Source organism: Brenneria salicis ATCC 15712 = DSM 30166 (assembly GCF_003315515.1).
Taxonomy (GTDB): Bacteria; Pseudomonadota; Gammaproteobacteria; order Enterobacterales; family Enterobacteriaceae; genus Brenneria; species Brenneria salicis.
Window position 1 is genome coordinate 1 of the sequence record NZ_QNRY01000026.1, and the last position, 20,050, is coordinate 20,050.

At 52.7% G+C, this 20,050-nt stretch carries 15 protein-coding genes and 2 pseudogenes; 16 read left to right on the top strand and 1 reads right to left on the bottom strand.

The window, feature by feature from the left end; genetic code table 11:
* Positions 1–86: 86 nt before the first annotated feature.
* From DES54_RS11640 to DES54_RS11670, 7 genes and pseudogenes are all read left to right on the top strand, one after another.
* A pseudogene (locus DES54_RS11640) lies at positions 87–437 on the top strand (nicotinate-nucleotide--dimethylbenzimidazole phosphoribosyltransferase); the annotation flags it as partial.
* Between the two features lie 384 nt (positions 438–821).
* Entirely contained in the window at positions 822–1,667 is an 846-nt protein-coding gene (locus DES54_RS11645; protein ID WP_113867556.1) for a MurR/RpiR family transcriptional regulator, read from the top strand.
* A gap of 111 nt (positions 1,668–1,778) precedes the next feature.
* Complete coding sequence (locus tag DES54_RS11650; RefSeq protein ID WP_113867558.1) at positions 1,779–2,912, top strand: ABC transporter substrate-binding protein; 1,134 nt, start codon at positions 1,779–1,781, stop codon at positions 2,910–2,912.
* On the top strand, positions 2,912–4,027 hold the full coding sequence (locus tag DES54_RS11655) for an ABC transporter ATP-binding protein (protein ID WP_113867561.1): 1,116 nt from the start codon (positions 2,912–2,914) through the stop codon (positions 4,025–4,027). The genes DES54_RS11650 and DES54_RS11655 overlap by 1 nt, the downstream gene beginning before the upstream one ends.
* Complete coding sequence (locus DES54_RS11660) at positions 4,024–4,872, top strand: ABC transporter permease (protein ID WP_113867563.1); 849 nt, start codon at positions 4,024–4,026, stop codon at positions 4,870–4,872. The genes DES54_RS11655 and DES54_RS11660 overlap by 4 nt, the downstream gene beginning before the upstream one ends.
* Entirely contained in the window at positions 4,869–5,645 is a 777-nt protein-coding gene (locus DES54_RS11665; RefSeq protein WP_113867565.1) for an ABC transporter permease, read from the top strand. The genes DES54_RS11660 and DES54_RS11665 overlap by 4 nt, the downstream gene beginning before the upstream one ends.
* 29 nt (positions 5,646–5,674) lie before the next feature.
* Positions 5,675–6,820, top strand: coding sequence for a M24 family metallopeptidase (locus DES54_RS11670; RefSeq protein WP_113867567.1), 1,146 nt, complete (start codon positions 5,675–5,677; stop codon positions 6,818–6,820).
* 6 nt (positions 6,821–6,826) lie between these two features.
* Here DES54_RS11670 and DES54_RS11675 read toward each other — a convergent pair whose 3' ends face one another.
* Positions 6,827–7,687, bottom strand: a complete 861-nt coding sequence (locus DES54_RS11675; RefSeq protein ID WP_113867569.1) for a MurR/RpiR family transcriptional regulator — start codon at positions 7,685–7,687, stop codon at positions 6,827–6,829.
* Positions 7,688–8,019: 332 nt separating this feature from the next.
* On the opposite strand from DES54_RS11675, the gene DES54_RS11680 reads away from it, so the two are divergent.
* The 9 genes and pseudogenes from DES54_RS11680 (at position 8,020) to iolE (ending at position 19,975) form a co-directional block, all read left to right on the top strand.
* On the top strand, positions 8,020–9,531 hold the full coding sequence (locus tag DES54_RS11680) for a CoA-acylating methylmalonate-semialdehyde dehydrogenase (RefSeq protein WP_113867571.1): 1,512 nt from the start codon (positions 8,020–8,022) through the stop codon (positions 9,529–9,531).
* A 51-nt stretch (positions 9,532–9,582) separates the two neighbouring features.
* A complete protein-coding gene (iolD, locus tag DES54_RS11685; protein WP_113867573.1) occupies positions 9,583–11,514 on the top strand; it encodes a 3D-(3,5/4)-trihydroxycyclohexane-1,2-dione acylhydrolase (decyclizing) in 1,932 nt (643 codons plus the stop codon).
* Positions 11,515–12,068: 554 nt separating this feature from the next.
* Positions 12,069–13,055, top strand: coding sequence for an inositol 2-dehydrogenase (gene iolG, locus DES54_RS11690; RefSeq protein WP_113867575.1), 987 nt, complete (start codon positions 12,069–12,071; stop codon positions 13,053–13,055).
* Positions 13,056–13,107: 52 nt separating this feature from the next.
* Positions 13,108–14,064: a substrate-binding domain-containing protein gene (locus DES54_RS11695; protein ID WP_113867577.1), complete on the top strand. Its 957-nt coding sequence runs from the start codon at positions 13,108–13,110 to the stop codon at positions 14,062–14,064.
* A 134-nt stretch (positions 14,065–14,198) separates the two neighbouring features.
* A complete protein-coding gene (locus tag DES54_RS11700; RefSeq protein ID WP_113867640.1) occupies positions 14,199–15,746 on the top strand; it encodes a sugar ABC transporter ATP-binding protein in 1,548 nt (515 codons plus the stop codon).
* Between the two features lie 12 nt (positions 15,747–15,758).
* On the top strand, positions 15,759–16,790 hold the full coding sequence (locus DES54_RS11705; protein ID WP_113867579.1) for an ABC transporter permease: 1,032 nt from the start codon (positions 15,759–15,761) through the stop codon (positions 16,788–16,790).
* 14 nt (positions 16,791–16,804) lie between these two features.
* Positions 16,805–17,062, top strand: a pseudogene (locus tag DES54_RS11710) (Gfo/Idh/MocA family protein); the annotation flags it as partial.
* Between the two features lie 80 nt (positions 17,063–17,142).
* A complete protein-coding gene (locus DES54_RS11715; protein ID WP_113867581.1) occupies positions 17,143–19,047 on the top strand; it encodes a bifunctional 5-dehydro-2-deoxygluconokinase/5-dehydro-2-deoxyphosphogluconate aldolase in 1,905 nt (634 codons plus the stop codon).
* 37 nt (positions 19,048–19,084) lie between these two features.
* On the top strand, positions 19,085–19,975 hold the full coding sequence (gene iolE, locus DES54_RS11720; protein ID WP_113867583.1) for a myo-inosose-2 dehydratase: 891 nt from the start codon (positions 19,085–19,087) through the stop codon (positions 19,973–19,975).
* Positions 19,976–20,050: the final 75 nt, after the last annotated feature.

The window sequence follows — 20,050 nt, forward strand, 5'->3', positions numbered from 1 at the left end:
AAAATGTCAGACAATTTATTAAAACCGCATCACCTTTCCCAGGCAACAAACCTGGACTAACAAAAGTGGAGCGGTAATAGGCGCAGTTATTTAGGGTAGGCGGCTTCGATCTGGTCGGTATGGCCGGCGTGATGCTGGGGGCGGCGGCGGCAGGCCGCCCCGTGGTGCTGGACGGATTTCTCTCTTATGCCTCAGCACTGGCGGCCTGCCTGATTGCGCCGACCGTGCGTAATTATCTTATTCCTTCTCATGTCTCAGCGGAAAAAGGCGCTCTTATTGCCTTGCGGCACTTACAACTGGAGCCTTATCTGCAATTGGGGATGCGACTTGGCGAAGGCAGTGGCGCGGCTATCGCCATGCATGTGATTGATGCCGCTTGCGCCATGTACAATAATATGGGAAGGCTGAAGGACAGTGATATCGTATTGCCTGCGTAACCCGAAAAATATATTCAGTGGCGAAAAAATTTATGCTTTTTCGTTTATAGTATGATTTGACAACATAGGTGACCCTGGGCGTATCCTGTATATTCCCACTATTAGTATAATAGCGATAACAAGATGATTTATTTAGTTTTTTAATATATAGCAAGCTTATATGACTTATTTTAGTCAGTGAGATAAGCATTAGTTTTATGAATGGATTATGCTTAGGGCGCTATTTATGTGTTGTGCTTGCTATCAATGAAATGTAATTTTTAACCCCCGGCTATCAATGGAATTTTGTGATTGATGATTTGTTTTATAAAAAAAAAAAAATTTAGTGTTGCATGCACAACATGTTTGTAATTTACTGTAGTGAATGATTTACATGAGGACGATATGGATTTCTCAAAGCTGGTCGGTGAACGTTTTTCAAGTCTGACACCATCACAAAAAATTATTGCACGTTACATTGAGCGCAATAAAGAACGGGTAGCGTTTATGACGGCCAGACAGTTGGCGAATGCCATTGATATCAGTGATGCTGCGGTAGTGAGATTTTCCCGTGCTTTGGGTTATCGTGGCTATGCGCATCTGCGTGAGGATTTGGGCGAAGCCTTGATTGAAAAGACAGGGTTAAGCGGTACATTCAAATGGTCAGCGATGCCATCCAGTGATGTAGAATTAAAAACCCGCGTTTTTGACAATGGTAATCTGTTAATCAATCAGACGGCGGAATTAAATAGTACGGAAGTGGTTTCGCGCATCGCAGAGAAGTTGATCTCGGCAAGACGCATATGGGTTTGCGCTCACGGCACAACACATGCCATGGCCGCTTATCTGGCGATGCAACTTAATGTACTGAAACATGCGGATATACTTGATATTGGACATGGTGATATTGCCGATCGTATAAGACATGTCGGGGAAGGTGACGTTTTCATTGGTATCGGCTATGAGCGTTATATTCCATATACTATTGAATTAATGCACCTTGCTCGCATACAAGGCGCGTGTGTTGTTGCATTTACTGATAGACAGAAGTCGCCTTTGGCACAAGAAGCAGATGAGGCGCTTTATGTTGCCAGGAATTCTTCTTCTGTCGCGTGGTGGTCACAAGTTGGAACCATAATAATAGCTGATTGGTTAATGTCGCAGATGATTATTTTGGATGAGAAAAACATAAAAGAAAGATTACGACAGTCAGATAAGGTCTGGGAATTGCTAGGTCATTGGAAAAAGTGACAACACCAGGGGAATTTCAATAAATATAAAATAATAAAGTTAGGTAATGATAAATTTTTTTAATATTAAACGCCAGAGAGGGTTTTTTCTATATACCAAAGGATAATGAGTATGCGTAATAAAAGGAAAATCCTACTTTCTACCTGTCAGGATGAAAGAATTGAAAGTATTAATGCATCCCGTCGGCGACTAATCAAACAGGGTTCGATTATTAGTGCGGGTATGGCGCTTAGTTCTTTCTCTGTTCCTGCCGTATTTGCTAAAAGTAAACAGGAAGTTATTGTCCGGGGGCTTGGTGGCACCTATCAGGAAGCCATGGAAAATGCAGTATATAACCCTTTTACGGCAGAAACGGGGATTAATGTAAAAATTCAGCCCTCTACAGCGGCACAGATATTGGCGATGGTAAAATCCGGTCAAGTAAGTATTGATGTTCTTGATTTGGGCGACATCATACAAATCAATTTGGATAAAGCCGGGGCATTGGTGCCGATTAATTATTCGGGAATGAAGTTCTGTAATCCTGATGATATCTTACCGGAGCTGCGTCATCCAAATATGATTGGTAATCTTTTATTTGCTACCGTCATGGTTTATAACACAGACGTATTCAAAACGGGGATACACCCGAAATCCTGGAAAGAGTTCTGGGATGTTCAGCGTTTTCCAGGACCCCGCACATTGGCGGATATGCGCTCAGGATCTGTCGAACTTGAGTTTGCTTTATTGGCCGATAATGTAGAAAAAGCAAATATTTATCCCATTAATATTGAACGCGCTTTAGCCTCTTTGGATAAAATTAAGCCCCAGGTATCAAAGTGGTGGGACACTGGCGCTGTCTCTGCTCAACTACTGGAACGTAAAGATGCGGTTCTTGGTGCGATCTGGAATGGCAGGGCGCAGGCGTTAATCGACCAAGGCGCACCCTTGGCCATCGAATGGAATCAGGCAAAACAGCAAGTACAATACTGGAGTGTGGTGAAAGGCGCGCCCAATCCTGAAAATGCACAACTGCTGATTGATTTTGCGCTGCAACCCCAAATACAGGCAAAACTGACTCAATTCATTTCTTATGGCCCCACCAACAAAAAAGCCTTCGATTTTGTGCGCCCTGAAGATTTGGCGAAGTTGCCCTCTAATCCCGCCTATTTTTCTCATTCTTTTGTGCAGGACGCGGTGTGGTGGTCAGATAATCTTGATCGGGTTGGAAAAGTCTGGCAACAGTGGTTCCTGGGTCAGGCTTAATGGGGATCGCCAATCTGTCATTCCGTTCCCGCAAGGTGGGAACGGAAATCCGGTTACAGGGTATTACCCGCCGTTTTGGTCAGACCGTTGCGGTTGATAATCTGAATCTGACGATTGCGCCGGGTGAGTTCGTTACGTTGCTGGGCGCCAGTGGATCGGGCAAAACCACCACGTTAATGATGGTGGGCGGATTTACCGATCCCAGCGCCGGACGAATTTTATTAGGCGGAAAAGATGTCACCGATATGCCGCCTGCTAAACGGGATCTGGGCGTGGTGTTTCAGAACTACTCGCTTTTTCCTCATCTTTCGGTTGCCCGCAATCTGGCATTCCCGCTTGAAATGCGCGGCGAGTCGTCGGGGGCGATCCGAAAAAAAGTTGCCGATGCACTGGAGATGGTGCAGTTGGCCGATAAAGGTCATTGGTTGCCGCGTGAATTGTCCGGCGGTCAACAGCAACGAATTGCGCTGGCGCGCGTGCTGATTTATGAACCTCAGGCCCTGTTGATGGATGAACCGCTGGGCGCGCTGGATAAAAAGTTGCGTGAGCATATGCAACTGGAAATCAAGCGATTACATACCTCATCCGGCTCTACCGTATTGTTTGTCACCCACGATCAGGAAGAAGCGCTCACGCTTTCCGATCGCGTGGCGGTGATGCAGGATGGGCGGATGGCGCAGATTGACTCTCCGCAATTGTTATATGAACAACCGGCGAATCGCCGGGTTGCTGAATTTATCGGGCAGTCTAATTTTATTGGCGGTCGCATTCTGGCGGTTCAGGCGAGTGGCTATCAGGTGGTGCTGGATAGCGGCGAAACGATAAGTGGCAGAGGTGTAGCGGGCCTGACTTCTGGTCAGCGGGTGCTTGCGGTATTACGGCCTGAAAAAATTCGTCTGACGGCATTGGGTATATTACCGGTGAAAGCTATCGTTACCGATGTGCTCTATCTGGGGCATACGGTAAAAGTGACGCTGCGACTCAATGATGCAACGGAACTCCTGGTTCAGGCCCAGAACATCCATCTGGAAAAAGCCCTGATGCCCGGCATGACGGTTTCTCTTGGCTGGCAACCGCAAGATTTATGGGTTATTGCCGGGGAATCCTCGTCGTGAAGTTATCGTTGTCGCGTAAAAACCGGACGCTGTTGTTGCTACTTGCGCCATCACTTCTGGCTTTGTCAGCGTTCTTTGTCTATCCATTGATAAAAATGCTGAGTTTTAGCGTCTACAGTCCAGAATTCACCTGGCAATATTATCTGCGGATTATTCATGAACCGGTCTGGCTTAATGTGCTATGGATTACGCTGCGCACTGCGTGGTGGGTCACGCTCAGCATATTGCTGCTGGGGTATCCGCTTGCCTGGTTTTTGGCAAGATTGACGCCCCGTATTGCCAATATCTTTCTGATTATTGTCATCATTCCTTATTTCACCAGCGTATTGGTGCGAACCTATGCGTGGATGGTGCTGCTGGGAACCGACGGCATGATAAACTGCGCCCTGATCACGCTTGGTTTGGTGAGTGAACCGTTAAAGCTGATGTATACCACGACCGGGGTGTTGATTGGTATGACCTATATTCTGCTGCCCTACATGGTGTTGGCGCTTTACAGTGTAATGCGCGGTATTGATCCCACGTTGCTTTGCGCGGCGGAAAGTCTTGGCGCTTCACGTCTCAGGGCTTTTTGGCGGGTGGTTATCCCGCTTTCGTTACCGGGGGCCGCCGCGGGCGGATTACTGGTATTTATTATGGCGTTGGGGTTTTTCATCACGCCGGCGTTGATGGGCGGGCCGCAGCAGACCATGATCGCTATGGTGATTGAAAGCCAGATTGAAATCTATTTTGACTGGGGCTTTGGTTCGGCGCTGTCATCGTTATTATTAGTGTTTACGTTGTTGTTATTCTGGTTATACCAGCGACTTGTCGGACTGGAACGTTTATTTGAGGCGAAACGATGAATCGAAATAAGCCTGGCTTTTTGTCGTTAATACTCTCAATGCTGGTGCTATTATTTCTTGCCTTGCCCATTATCATTATTTTTCCTTTGGCGTTTAACGAGGCGAACTATCTGGCTTTTCCCCCAAGCGGATTTTCCCTGCGTTGGATGGAGAAAGTATTGAGCAATGCCGAATGGCTTGATTCTTTATGGCTGAGTTTTCGTATTGCGTTTATCTCGACTATGCTGGCAATGCTTTTAAGCGTGTTGATGGCAATGGCATTGGTGCGTTTTCGTTTTACAGGTAAGCGCATTATTTATGCGCTGATATTACTTCCCCTGATTGTTCCTAATATTATTTCAGCGCTCTCGTTGTTCTTTTTCTTTTCCGCCATTGATGTGGTTGACAGCGTCGGCGCTATTATTATCGGGCATGCCGTTATCTCGCTCCCTATTGCGACGATCATTATCTCGTCAACCTTACAGGGGATTGACAGTCAGCTTGAATACGCCGCCATGAGTCTGGGTGCCGGCAACGTTACCGTACTCAGACGCATTACTTTTCCGCTTGCGGCGCCGGGAATGATATCCGCCGCGATATTTTCTTTTCTCAGTTCTTTTGATGAATTGCTTATTGCCATGTTTATGGCGGGAAATAATGCACAGACGCTGTCGGTGAGAATATGGAATAACATTCAATTTGAATTAGAGCCGACTATAGCCGCGGTGAGCGTATTGTTAATTATGATTACGACGGTTATGTTGTTAACAGCGAATCTCATGCCAAAACGATAATTATGTTCCAGTAAATTGATGAAGATAAGATGAATAGTCGTAAAGAAATAATATTTACGCCAGAAGAGTATCATCAACGGGTTGAAATTGTTCGCGCCTATATGCGACAGAAAAACATTGAATTATTGATCGTCGATCAAACTGAGTTTTTATATTATCTCACCGGATTTGGCATTTCAGAGAATCTGTATCGGGCATGTTTACTCACATTGCAGGATGCGCCGGTAATGATATTCCGCGCAATGGATGCGCATACCTTTCAGGAAAATAGTTGGGTCACTGATACGGTGACCTTTTCTGATTGGCAGGACCCGCTTAATGTTCTTATTGATACGATCACAGAACGTGGGTGGGAGACGTTGAATATCGGTGTGGATTTTGATTCATACATTATGACGGTAAAACGTTTTAATCGTTTACAAAGCGCTTTTCCGCAACGCACCTTACTGGATTCTTCGGGTGTGCTGGGGGAACTGCGCGAATGCAAATCACAAAAAGAGATAGGTTATATCGCCATAGCCGCGCAAGTGGCAGATGTCGCATTATCTGCCGCTTGTGCCGGACTTAAGACCGGGGAAACGCAACGGGCAGCCGCGACCATTGTGCATCAGGTATTTATGGAGAACGGTCTGGACTCTTATCGTTATGGCATCATCACCACGGGGATTGGCAATAGTTTTCTGCATGGAAATTTACATGATCATGCTTTGGCGGAAGGAGACATCGTACATACCGAATTATTGCCGATTCTACATGGTTATAGCGCCCGATTGATGCGTCCGATCATTATTGGTAAGGCCTCGCAGCGGCAGAGAGAAATCGCGGAGCAACTTATCACTATTCAGGACACACAATTTGCCGCCATGCGACCAGGGGTGGTGGCGAAGGAGGTGGATGCGATAGCTCACGATGCCGTGCTTGCTGGCGGGTTACGGGATGATTATGCCAGCATTACAGGGTATAACCTGGGCTATTATCCGATATCCACGCCCCATACCAGCGATTTCAGCCGTGTCTTCCTACCGAATGCGGAATGGCGTCTGAAACCCGGCATGGTGTTCCATATGTATATTTATGCGCAGGGATTGGCATTCAGCGAAACAATTGCCATTACTGAGCAAGGACATCAGCGGCTGACGCAAGCGCCGCGCCAGCTATTTATCGCAGACCGCTAAACCCGATCAGGCGCGATGCTGCTTTTCTTCCCCGCTTTTCGTGCCGTTTCCCTGTTGATAGGCCAGCGAAACCATCAGCGATTGCACCAGACACAGCGTGGCCGATTGTGAACGAAAGGCGTCTACCTGCGCTTCTTTGACCACAAAGCAGACATCGCTGAGCGTTGCCAGCGGGCTGATCTGACTGTCGGTGATCACAATTTGCCGCGCGCCCGCTTTCGCTGCAATCTCGTTGACCATCAGGGTTTCCTCGGAGTAGGGCGAAAAGCTGATGGAAACCACAATATCCTTTTCACCCACGCGGTTGAGTTGCTCGCGGAACATGCCGCCCAGCCCGTTGACCAGCAGCGGGTTGCTTTCCAGATGACTGAGAGCATAAGTCAGGTAGGTGGCGACGCTGAATGAACGACGCAGGCCCACGACATAAATCGTGTCCGCCCTGGCCAGCAAATCGACGGCCTTTTGCAGATCGTCCTGTGGCGTCCGGGCGGCCAATTGCTGCATCGCCTGTGAGTTCGACCGGGCGAACTCATGCAGGATATCGAGTGGGGTTTCCGGTATCGCGTCGGACTCCATCGCCCGAAACAGCCGCGCCCGATCGGTATAGCTGGCGGTTTCTTCCACCAGATTCATACGGAATAGCTGTTTCATCTCGTTGAACCCACTGAATTCAAACGCATTGGCAAAGCGGATCAGGGTTGAGGGCGGCACGTCGGCCCGTTCAGCGATCACGGCCACGGTATCAAACGCAATACTGTTGGTGTTATCAAGCACATAGTGAGCGACCTGCTGTAGCCGTTTGCTCAGCGTATCGTAACGATCGCGGATTTGTTCCTGCAACTCTCTCAGGCTGGTCGCCATTGCCATAATTTATACTCTCCCAAAAGAATTTATCTCAGCCCGTTATTTTTCAATATCAGGTGGGTTGGCAGTGCCTGATAGCTTGTTATCTCAACTGTTTTTTTCATTCTGGGGGCTGGAAACAGAACATATGGTTCAGTGCGGCTCGACAGATGAAGTGGTGATAATCGCCGGATTGTCGCATCCCTAAGCGCTGAACTCAGTTTACATAAAAATTCGTAGCAGATCACAATAATCAACATTTATTTTATTTTTTTTATAAAATGAAACGTTTATTTCATATACTGTAATCCGGTATCAGCCCTTTGTCCTCCTTTAGAACCCACAGAGGTGTAAACATGGAAACCGTATCTAACTTTATTCAGGGCGCTGTCGTCGCCAGCCGCAGTCAACGCTATGCAGCGGTTTATAACCCGGCGACAGGCGAGCAGATTCGTCAGGTTGTCATGTGTCGTGCCGACGAGGTGGAACAGGCTATTGGGGTGGCGGCGGCCGCTTTCCCCGCCTGGTCTAAATATTCCCCGTTGCGGCGCGCGCGTATTCTGTTTCGTTTCAAGGCGCTGCTGGAAGAAAGGATGGATACGCTGGCCCGGCTGATCTCGCAGGAGCACGGCAAGGTCTATTCCGACGCGGTTGGGGAATTGACGCGTGGACTGGAGGTGGTGGAGTTTGCCTGCGGTATCCCGCATCTGCAAAAAGGCGAGCATTCGGCCAACGTGGGAACGGGCGTAGACAGCTACTCGCTGATGCAGCCGCTTGGCGTATGCGCGGGGATTACGCCGTTCAATTTCCCGGCGATGGTGCCGATGTGGATGTTCCCGATTGCGCTGGCGACCGGAAATACGTTTGTGCTCAAACCGTCGGAAAAAGATCCGTCGCTGTCCGTGATGCTGGCGGAACTGTTGCAGGAAGCGGGGTTACCGGACGGCGTATTCAATGTGGTGCAAGGCGACAAAGAGGCGGTTGATGTGCTGCTGAGCGATCCGCGGGTTCAGGCGGTGAGTTTTGTCGGCTCAACGCCGGTAGCGGAGTACATCTATCAAACGGCGTCGGCGCACGGCAAACGCTGTCAGGCGCTGGGCGGCGCTAAAAACCACTGTATCCTGATGCCGGATGCGGACATGGGGATGGCGACCAGCGCCATTATGGGCGCCGCGTTTGGGGCGGCGGGCGAACGTTGTATGGCGTTGTCCGTCGTGGTGGCGGTAGGCGATGAAACGGCGGAGACGCTGTGTCAGCGTCTGGAGCAGCAGATTCGAGGCATGCGTGTCGGCCCCGGCCTGGTCGAAGGGCAGGAGAATGAAATGGGGCCGGTTATCTCGGCTCAGCATAAGCGCAAAATTGCTGACTATATCCAAAGCGGCGTGGATCAGGGCGCCACGTTGCGCATTGATGGCCGCAGGCTGTCGGTAAACGGCCACCCGCAGGGGTATTTTATCGGCCCGACGTTATTTGACGGCGTGACGCCGGAAATGAAAATTTACCGTGAAGAGATTTTTGGACCGGTGCTGGCAGTGATGCGCGTGCCGGATTATCAGACGGCGGTAACGCTGATCAACAATCACGAGTACGGCAACGGTACGGCGATTTTCACCCGCGATGGTGAAACGGCGCGGCAGTTCTGTGAAGAAGTTCAGGCCGGGATGGTGGGGGTCAATGTACCGATCCCCGTGCCGATGGCATTCCACAGCTTTGGCGGCTGGAAACGCTCTATTTTCGGGCCGCTGAATGTTCATGGCAATGACGGCGTGCGTTTCTATACCCGAATGAAAACCGTCACCAGTCGCTGGCCGGCCAGCGTGCGTCTTGAACAACACAACAGCAGCTTCGTGATGCCGACAATGGAGTGATTGATCGTTTCAGGCATCTTCAAAAAAAGCGCTCATACGAAGGAGCACACGATGGATACGCGACGAATGACCATGGCGCAAGCGTTGGTCAGGTTTCTTAACCAGCAGTACGTCAGTGTGGATGGTGAGGAAACCCCGTTTGTGCAGGGGGTGATGACGATTTTCGGGCATGGCAATGTGCTGGGCATCGGTCAGGCGCTGGAACAGGACGCCGGTCATCTTAGGGTACATCAGGGATGTAATGAGCAGGGGATGGCTCACATCGCCACCGGTTTCGCCAAGCAACATCTGCGCCGGAAAATTTATGCCGTGACCTCATCGGTCGGGCCGGGCGCCGCGAATATGGTGACGGCCGCCGCCACCGCCACCGCCAACCGTATTCCGCTGCTGCTGTTGCCCGGCGATCTGTTTGCCTGTCGGCAACCGGACCCGGTATTGCAGCAGGTTGAGCAGTATCACGATGTTTCGATCAGCACCAACGACTGCTTTAAACCGGTCTCCCGTTATTGGGATCGCATCAACCGACCGGAACAATTGATGAGTGCGCTGATCAATGCCATGCGGGTATTGACCGATCCGGCGGATACCGGCGCGGTGACGCTGTGTCTGCCGCAAGATGTTCAGGCGGAAGTCTGGGATTATCCCGCAGCGTTCTTCCGTAAACGCGTGCATCACATTGAACGCCGTCCTCCTGACGTCGCCCGGCTGGAAGCGGCGGCGGCCTTGATCCGGCGCAAACAGCGGCCAATACTGATTTGCGGCGGCGGCGTGCGTTATGCCGGCGCGCATACGGCGTTACGGCAATTTGCGGAGCAGTTCACCATTCCTTTCGCTGAAACGCAGGCTGGCAAAGGGGCGGTGGTATCGTCACATCCGCTCAATTGCGGCGGTATTGGGGTAACCGGCGGGCTGCCCGCTAACCGGCTGGCGCGGGAAGCGGATCTGGTGATTGGCGTCGGCACGCGGCTAACCGATTTCACCACCGGTTCGAAATCCCTGTTCCAGCACCCGGATGTCGATTTTCTGCTGCTGAACGTCGCCGAGTTTGATGCGCTGAAACTGGATGCGCTGCCGCTGATTGCCGATGCGCGCATCGGGCTGGAAATGTTGTCCCAGCGCCTGACTGCTGTGAACTATCGCAGTCGCTGGCAGGATGAAATCGCGCAGGCGCGATCCGTGTGGCAAACCGAACTACACCGGCTGTTTACTTTGCAGGATGCGGGCGAACGGGTTCCAGAGGTAGTGGACGGGCTAGCGGATAAGCTTGATGAGTACCGCCGGATGTTGGCTACTCACCTGACGCAAACGCGTGTGTTGGGGCTACTGAACGAAAAGCTGGAGGAGGATGCCATCGTCGTTGGCGCCGCGGGATCGTTGCCGGGGGATTTACAGCGTCTCTGGCAGGTTCGTACGCCGGATAGTTATCATCTGGAGTACGGCTACTCTTGCATGGGATATGAAATTGCTGCCGCGATCGGGGCGCGTCTGGCCGCGCCGGAACAGCCGGTTTATGCGATGGTGGGAGACGGTTCGTATCTGATGTTGCACACGGAACTGCAAACCGCCGTGCAGGAAGGAATAAAAATCACCGTTTTACTGTTTGATAATGCGGGATTTGGCTGCATCAACAACCTGCAAATGAGCCAGGGAATGGGGAGTTTCTGTACCGAGAATCGCCACCGTTGCCCGGACACCGGACAACTGTGCGGGCCGCTGGTACCCGTTGATTTTGCCGGCAATGCCGAGAGTTACGGTTGTAAAGCATGGCGGGTGCATGATGAGGCGTCATTGCTGGAAGCGTTGACGATGTCCCGGCGGCATCCCGGCCCGGTCTTGCTGGATATTAAAGTTCTGCCTAAAACCATGACGCACGGTTATGAATCATGGTGGCGCACCGGTACGGCGCAGGTAGCCGATAACCCTGAGATAGAAGCCGCGGCGCGCCAGGTCAGAGATAAATTGTCAGACGCCCGGCAGTATTGATCCCTGTTTGCCAGTGATCATGGTTTTCCAGAGATTATTGTTCTCCAGCGATCATGGTTTTCCGGCAATCATAGTTTTACGTTTACGCTATCCCGCCGTCGCCACTGGCGGGATAGCGAGCAAAAATGGAATGTATGTTTCATTTTTGCTTGTCGATAGCAATTTCCCTGATATGCCACTTCTTCTGTGATCCCTTCATTTTTGCCCTATTTGTTTCTGTATTTCATCTAATGTGTGATTCTGATCACAAAAATCATTGAATCTGTCACGGAAATGTTAACTGACACGCAAAAATATAACTTTCAAATTAACTAAAAATAAAATAAATGTTTTATTTTACCTGTCAGACATTTTGCTAAAGAACAAAGGCAGGGAAACGTGCAGTCAAGCCTGTTGTTAATCGTGGTTCCGTTTTCCACCTTACGGTATTTGTACCCCATCGATTTTAAATTGCAGCCGGTCGGCACACTGGTAATCGACGATGCGAAATCAGCAACTTGAAAATAGCGGGTACAACAACTTGCATGAGTAACTCAGCTATCAAGGGAGCCTTTATGTTTAACATCGCTTTATTGGGCGCGGGTCGTATTGGTCAGGTCCATGCCGTGAACATCACTGAACACAAAGAAACCAATCTTTATGCCGTGGTTGATCCCAATCCGGCCAATGCCCAGGCCTTATCCGAGCGCTATCACGCCCAGGTGCGCACCATCAATGAAGTGATGGGCGATCCCGCTGTTCACGCGGTGCTGATAGCTTCCGCAACGGATACCCACGCCGATCTGATTGAACTGGCGGCGAAAAACGGCAAAGCCATTTTTTGTGAGAAACCCGTACATCTGGATATCGCCCGTGTGCGGGATTGTCTGACGGTGGTGGAGCAACAGCGGGTGCCGTTGTTTGTCGGCTTTAACCGTCGTTACGATCCGCAGTTCCGCCGGGTGAAAACCCTGTCTGAAGCGGGAAACATCGGCAAAGCGGAATCTCTGCTGATTGTCTCCCGCGATCCGTCGCCGCCGCCGGCTGAATATGTTCGTGTTTCCGGCGGCATGTTCCGCGACATGACCATTCATGATTTCGATATGGCCCGATTCATCATGGGGGAAGAGCCGGTTTCGGTGTTCGCTCAGGGTAGTAATCTGGTCGATCCGGCGATCGGGCAGGCGGGGGATATTGATACCGCCTTTGTGGTGCTGAAATTTGCGTCCGGCGCGATGGCGACCATCGTCAACAGCCGTCGTTCCGGCTATGGCTATGACCAGCGTCTGGAACTGCACGGCGCCGGAGGCGTACTGAGCGCCGGCAATATTCGTGAAAACGTGGTGGAGCAGTGGACGGACGATGGCTGTCTGGCAGCGAAACCTGAGCATTTCTTCCTGCAACGCTATCAATCGGCTTATGTCGCGGAGTGGAACCATTTTGTCGAGGTCCTCAATGGCCGTGTTCAGCCGGAATGCACCGGGCTGGATGGCGAACGCGCGCTTTATCTGGCGGATAAAGCGTTGGAATCGTTGGTTCAAGGCAAAGCGATCACGCTGTAATCCGACCGGCGATTCATACCCTACACCTACCATTGATGCAGAGAAAAGACGCATGAAAAAGATAATCAACATGACCGCTATCTCCCTCGCGCTGGGTCTTTCCGGTTTTGCTCAGGCGCAGAATGAGCCGATCGTTTTCAGTACGCCCAACCTGGCCTTGCCGTTCGAAGTTCACATGCAGCGCACTGCCGTGAAAACCGCCAAAGAACTGGGCGTGAATTTGCAGGTGCTTGATAGTCAGGGCAGTTCGCCGAAACAGGCCGCCGATCTGGAAAACGCGATCACCAGTGGCGCGAAGGGCTTTGTGGTATCGCCGAATGATGTGAATGCGGTATCCAGCGCCGTCACCGAAATTCAGGAAGCCAATTTGCCGGTCGTCACACTGGATCGATCCGTGAAAACGGAAAAAGTCGTGCCGCATTTTGGCGCCAATAACTACAAAGGCGGTCAGGCAATCGGGGATTATGTCAAAAGCCAATTCCCGGACGGGGCCGAAATCATCCTGCTGACCGGGCAACCTGGTTCCTCTTCCAATATCGAACGTACTCAGGGGATTCGTGACAGCCTGAAGGAAGGCGGCGCCAAATACCGTATTGTCGCCGATCAAACCGGTAACTGGATGCGTTCCGAAGGAATGCGCATTGTGGAAAGCGTTCTGCCATCGTTGCCGAAGCGTCCGCAGGTGATTCTTTCCGCCAATGACGACATGGCGTTGGGCGCGATTGAAGCGTTGCAGGGGCAGGGACTGAAACCCGGCGACATCATGGTGACCGGCTTTGATGCCGTGCCGGAAGCGCTGGCCCGTGTGCGGGAAGGCTGGTTGACGGTGACCGCCGATCAGCGTCCAGGCTACGCCGTGACAACCGCGTTGACGCAATTGACCAACAATATCCGCAACCAGACGCCTATCACCGGCGCCGACTATCCACCGACCATGATTACCAAAGATAACCTGAATGACGCTGAGCGTATTAGCGAAGCGGGCAACACCAGCAAAGCGGGTAAATAGCTTACCGGCTCCTTCCCGCTATTCCCGCGCAGGCGGGAATGACCAACCAGCGGCGGAAATGAGGGAGCGGGCAGGAAAAAACCGAGCGGGCCGGAACGTTAGATCAGGAAAGCCTGTAATTGAGGAGAGTAAGCATCATGCAACCCTTACTGAAAATTACCGACCTGACCAAAAGCTTTTCCGGCGTCTGGGCCTTGAGCAAAGCCCAATTGATGGTTATGCCGGGGGAAATTCATGCGCTGCTGGGAGAAAATGGCGCCGGTAAATCGACGCTGCTGAAAGCGCTGGCCGGTGCGCAGCCGCAGACCAGCGGTGATATCTGGTTCGGCGGGAAAGTACTGTCGGTGCAGGATTCTCCCGTCGAGCGGCAAAAGCAGGGCATCGTCACCATTTATCAGGAATTTAATCTGCTGCCGAATATGACGGTGGCGGAGAATATGTTTCTGGGGCGCGAACCCTGTCGCGGCAAGCTGTTTGTGGAAACATCCTTAGTCAATCAGGAAGCCAAAGCGGTACTGGATTATCTGCAACTGAATATCACGCCGACCACACAAGTCGCGCGTCTGAGCGTCGCGCAGCAACAGATGGTGGAAATCGCCAGAGCATTAACCCTTAACGCCCGTCTGATCGTGATGGATGAACCGTCCGCCGCGCTGAGCGACAGCGAAGTAGAAAGTCTGCATCGAGTGGTACGCGAGTTGAAGGGCCGGGGCGTCAGCGTAATCTACGTGACGCACCGTTTGCATGAGGTCTTCCAACTGTGTGATCGCTTCACCGTCTTTCAGGATGGTCGCTACAGCGGTTCAGGCGAGGTGGCGCAGACCAACGTCCAAGAGATTATCCGCCTGATGGTGGGGCGTGATGTGGTATTCAACCGTCGTCCCGCCAGTGAAACGCATCATCTGGATAAACCGGTGCGGCTGGCGGTCAACGGGCTCAGCCGGGAAAAACCGCCGTTGGATACGCACGGCATCGCGCTGAACGATATCAGTTTTCAGGTTCATACGGGGGAAGTGCTGGGGATCGCCGGGCTGGTAGGCGCCGGACGAACCGAGATCGCCCGTTGTCTGTTCGGGGCTGACAAATTCACCGCCGGTGAGTTTTTGCTGGACGGCCAGCCCTATCACCCCACCAATCCCATGCATGCGTTGTCGCAAGGCTTCGCGCTGGTTCCTGAGGATCGCAAGAAAGAGGGCGCGGTGCTGGGATTACCCATCCGCGACAACATCACGCTGTCCAGTTTGTCTTCATTGCTGTGCTGGCGCTGGTTCGTGAATACCCGCAAGGAGGATCAACTGATTGAGTCCTACCGTCAGGCGTTGCGCATCAAAATGGTGGATAGCCAGCAAGAGGTGCGCAAACTGTCCGGCGGCAACCAGCAAAAAGTGATTCTGGCCCGGTGTATGGCCCTCGGTCCGAAAGTCTTAATCGTTGATGAGCCGACGCGCGGTATTGACGTCGGCACCAAATCCGAAGTGCATCAGGTGTTATTCGATATGGCCAGGCAGGGCGTGGCCGTGATTGTTATTTCTTCCGATTTGCCGGAAATCCTGGCGATTTCCGATCGCATTATCACGCTCAGCGAAGGACGTCTCAGCGGAGAGATACATGGCGATGACGCCAGTGAAGAGAAACTGATGACCATGATGGCCATCTGTCAGGATGCACAACACGCAGCATAACGGAGGTGACGCATGTCGCAGCAGCCGCTTTCTAAGATCAGCGTACCGTCCAGCAATCCCGGACGTTTCGATCCCATTGCGTTTTTTGAACGTTTTGGCGTGTTTATTTTTATGATTTTATTGCTGATTTTCTTTCAGTCTCAGAACAGCAATTTTCTGACCGAGCGCAATATCACCAATATTCTTACCGAGGTTTCCATCTACGGCATCATGGCGGTGGGGATGACCTTCGTCATTCTGACGGCAGGCATCGATCTGTCGGTGGGCTCCATTCTGGCGGTCTGCGCGATCACGGCGGCGTCACTCATCAAAGGCGATAACTTCACCACCGTCGATCCTGATGCCTGGTACGGCATGAGTTGGCTGGTTGGACTGGGCGTTTGTCTGGCGATGGGCACGTTGATTGGGTTTTTGCATGGGCTGGGCGTCACTCGCCTGCGTCTGCCGCCGTTTATCGTCACCCTGGGCGGAATGACCATCTGGCGTGGTCTGACGCTGGTCATAAACGACGGCGCGCCCATCGCCGGATTTGATGCCGGATACCGCTGGTGGGGACGTGGAGAAATATTGGGCATCTCCGTACCCATCTGGATTTTTGCGCTGGTGGCGCTGGCGGGTTTTCTGGCGCTGCATAAAACCCGCTGGGGACGGTTCGTCTACGCCATCGGCGGCAATACGGAAGCCGCACGGTTGGCGGGCGTCAATGTGCAGCGGGTGCTGGTGAGCGTGTATGTGGCGATCGGCTGTCTGGCTGGGCTGGCGGGCTTCATTCTCAGCGCCCGTCTGGGCAGCGCGGAAGCGGTCGCCGGGATCACGTTTGAACTGCGCGTCATCGCGTCGGTGGTGATCGGCGGCACCTCGCTGATGGGCGGATATGGCCGTATCAGCGGCACGATTATCGGCTCGATCATCATGGGGATTCTGATTAACGGTCTGGTGCTGATGAATGTTTCGGCCTACTACCAGCAGATTATCACCGGTCTGATTATTGTCCTGGCGGTGGCGTTTGATACCTACGCCAAGAGTCGTCGCGGCGCCATCTGACAGACACAGGCTGAACCCTGCTGACCGGCCCGTTGCACCCGGATTATATGCGGCGTTTTATATCGGCGCCGGACACGGTATCGGGTTTAACGATCAAAAGACGGTGGAAGTCCATGATCTGATTGACGGTATCACCGCCGATCTACCGCTGTGGCCGGATTTTGAAGAGGGATGGAAAGTCTCATGCATTCTGGATGCCATTGTTCTGTCACACCAGATTTGTTCTGTCACACCAGATGTCACGTTGGGTGACGGTAGACGAAATTGGCTGATGGGATCAACGGCAACCATCGTTTGATGGGCCTGTCAACAATCTAATTTAATTTCTTTTTTATTTACAGGGTGTTGACGTATGAGTAAGGAAAAGACATTTGATGTGATCTGCATGGGCCGGGTGGCTGTCGATCTCTACGGGCAGCAGATTGGTTCGCGTCTGGAAGATATGGGCAGCTTCGCCAAATATCTGGGCGGATCGTCCGGCAACGTGGCTTACGGCACTGCCAGACAAGGTTTGCGTTCGTCAATGCTGGCGCGGGTCGGCGATGAACATATGGGTAGATTCCTGCGCGAGGAGCTAAATCAGGTGGGTTGCGATACCAGTCATCTGATTACCGATAAAGAGCGGCTGACGGCGCTGGTGCTGCTGGGCATTAAAGATCGTGAAACCTTCCCGCTGATTTTCTACCGTGACAACTGCGCTGACATGGCCATTGCGCCAGAGGATTTTACGGAAGAGTACATCGCTTCTTCCCGCTGTCTGGCGATCACCGGCACGCACCTTTCGCATCCGTACACGCGTGAAGCGGTATTGACCGCGCTGGGCTATGCGCGGCGCAACGGCGTCAAGACGGTGCTGGACATCGACTATCGCCCGGTACTGTGGGGACTCACTTCGCTGGGGGATGGTGAAACGCGCTTTATCGCCGCCGAACAGGTGACCGCGCAATTGCAGCAGGTGCTGACGTTGTTTGATGTCATTGTCGGCACCGAAGAAGAGTTTCATATCGCGGGCGGCAGTACCGATACGTTGCAGGCGCTGCGTGCGGTACGGGCGCACACGCAGGCGGAACTGGTTTGCAAGCGCGGCGCGCTGGGCTGTTCGGTGTTTACCGACACCATCCCGGATCATCTGGATAAAGGCATCACCATCAAGGGGGTGCGGGTGGACGTCCTGAATGTGCTGGGGGCAGGCGATGCCTTTATGTCCGGTCTGCTGCGCGGTTATCTCAGCGGCGAAGGCTGGGAGAAAGCCTGTACTTACGCCAATGCGTGCGGCGCGCTGGTGGTCTCGCGTCACGGCTGCGCGCCCGCCATGCCAAGCCGGATTGAACTGGATAACTATCTGGCGCGGGCGTCCGAGGTTCCCCGTCCCGATCTGGATAGCGAACTGAACCATCTGCATCGCGTCACGACGCGCCGTAAACAGTGGCATGAACTGTGTGTGATGGCCTTTGACCATCGCAGCCAGCTTGAAGATATGGCGCTGAACTGCGGCGCGCCGATGAGCCGCCTCCCGACGCTTAAAAAACTGATCCTTCAGGCCAGTTACGAAACCTCGCGGCAGGCCGGGCTGGAAGGCCAATCCGGGCTGCTGTGCGACGGCACGTTCGGGCAGGATGCGCTGAACGCCATTACCGGCCAGGGCTGGTGGATTGGGCGACCGATTGAACTGCCGGGATCGCGCCCGCTGGCGATGGAATACGGCAATATCGGTTCTCAGTTGATCAACTGGCCGTTGGAGCAGGTGGTGAAATGTCTGGTGTTTTTCCACCCGGAAGACAATCACGCGTTGCGGCGCGAGCAGGAAATGCAAGTGCTGGAGGTGTATCAGGCCTGCTGTAAATCCGGTCATGAACTGTTGCTGGAAGTCATTCTGCCGAGCGGGAGGCCGCACAGCGACGAACTCTATCTGCGGGCGATCCAGCGGTTCTACAACCTTGGCGTCCGCCCTGATTGGTGGAAGCTGCCGCCGCTGTCGGCCAGCGGATGGGCGCAACTGACGCCGATTCTGGCGCAGCGCGATCCGTACTGCCGCGGCGTGGTGATTTTGGGGCTGGACGCACCTTTGGAAAGTTTGCGTCAGGCGTTCAACGCCGCCGTCGGCTTCCCGATTGTGAAAGGCTTTGCCGTTGGACGCACGCTGTTTGCCCAGCCCGCGCAACAGTGGCTGAAAGGCGCGATCGACGATGAACAACTGATTGAACAAATTAAACATAACTACCTGCAACTGATTGCCTTATGGCGTCAGCGCGGGTAGCCGGACATCCTCACTAGTATGATTAAGGGAAACGACTATGGCTGTTCAACTTGGTATTAATCCACTCACCTGGACGAATGACGATCTGCCCTCGCTGGGGGCGGAAACCCCTCTGGAAACCTGCCTGAAAGAAGGCGGTCAGGCTGGCTTTACCGGATTCGAACTGGGGAATAAATTTCCCCGTAAACCTGAGGTGCTGGGGCCGATTTTGCAGGCGCACCACCTCAAGCTGGTTTCCGGCTGGTATTCCGGCGAGTTGCTGACTCGCTCGGTGGAAGAAGAGATCGCGGCGGTGCAGGATCACCTGACGTTATTGCATGAATTGGGCGCGACGGTGCTGGTGTTTGCGGAAGTCACTGGCGCCATTCACGGCGACCAGCAACAGCCGGTACATCTGCGTCCCCGTTTTCCCGCCGAGCGGTGGCGCGAATACGGCGAGAAGCTGACCGCGTTTGCGCGTTACACCCAGAGTCAGGGCGTGCAAATCGCCTATCATCATCACATGGGCACCGTTATCGAAAGCGCGGAAGATGTGGATAATCTGATGGAGCATACCGGGCCGGAAGTCGGCTTGCTGCTGGATACCGGCCATCTGACCTTTGCCGGCGCTGATCCGGTGGCGGTCGCTGAACGTTGGATTAAACGCATCAATCATGTGCACTGCAAAGATATTCGCGCGGATGTGCTGAAGGATGTCAAAAATCGCAAAACCAGCTTCCTGGATGCGGTGCTCAGCGGCGTATTCACTGTACCCGGCGACGGTTGTGTCGATTACCCCTCGCTGTTCAACATACTGAAACAACATCATTATCAGGGCTGGCTGGTGGTGGAAGCGGAGCAGGACCCTTCTGTGGCGCACCCGCTGACGTATGCCACATTGGGCTACAATAATCTGCAACGCTTCGCTCAGCAGGCCGGGTTGATTTGATCGCAAGATTTTCCGCCTGATATCGGTCACATCGCGGTATCAGGCTGTCCTGCAAGGTATGAGCCCGTCGATCTT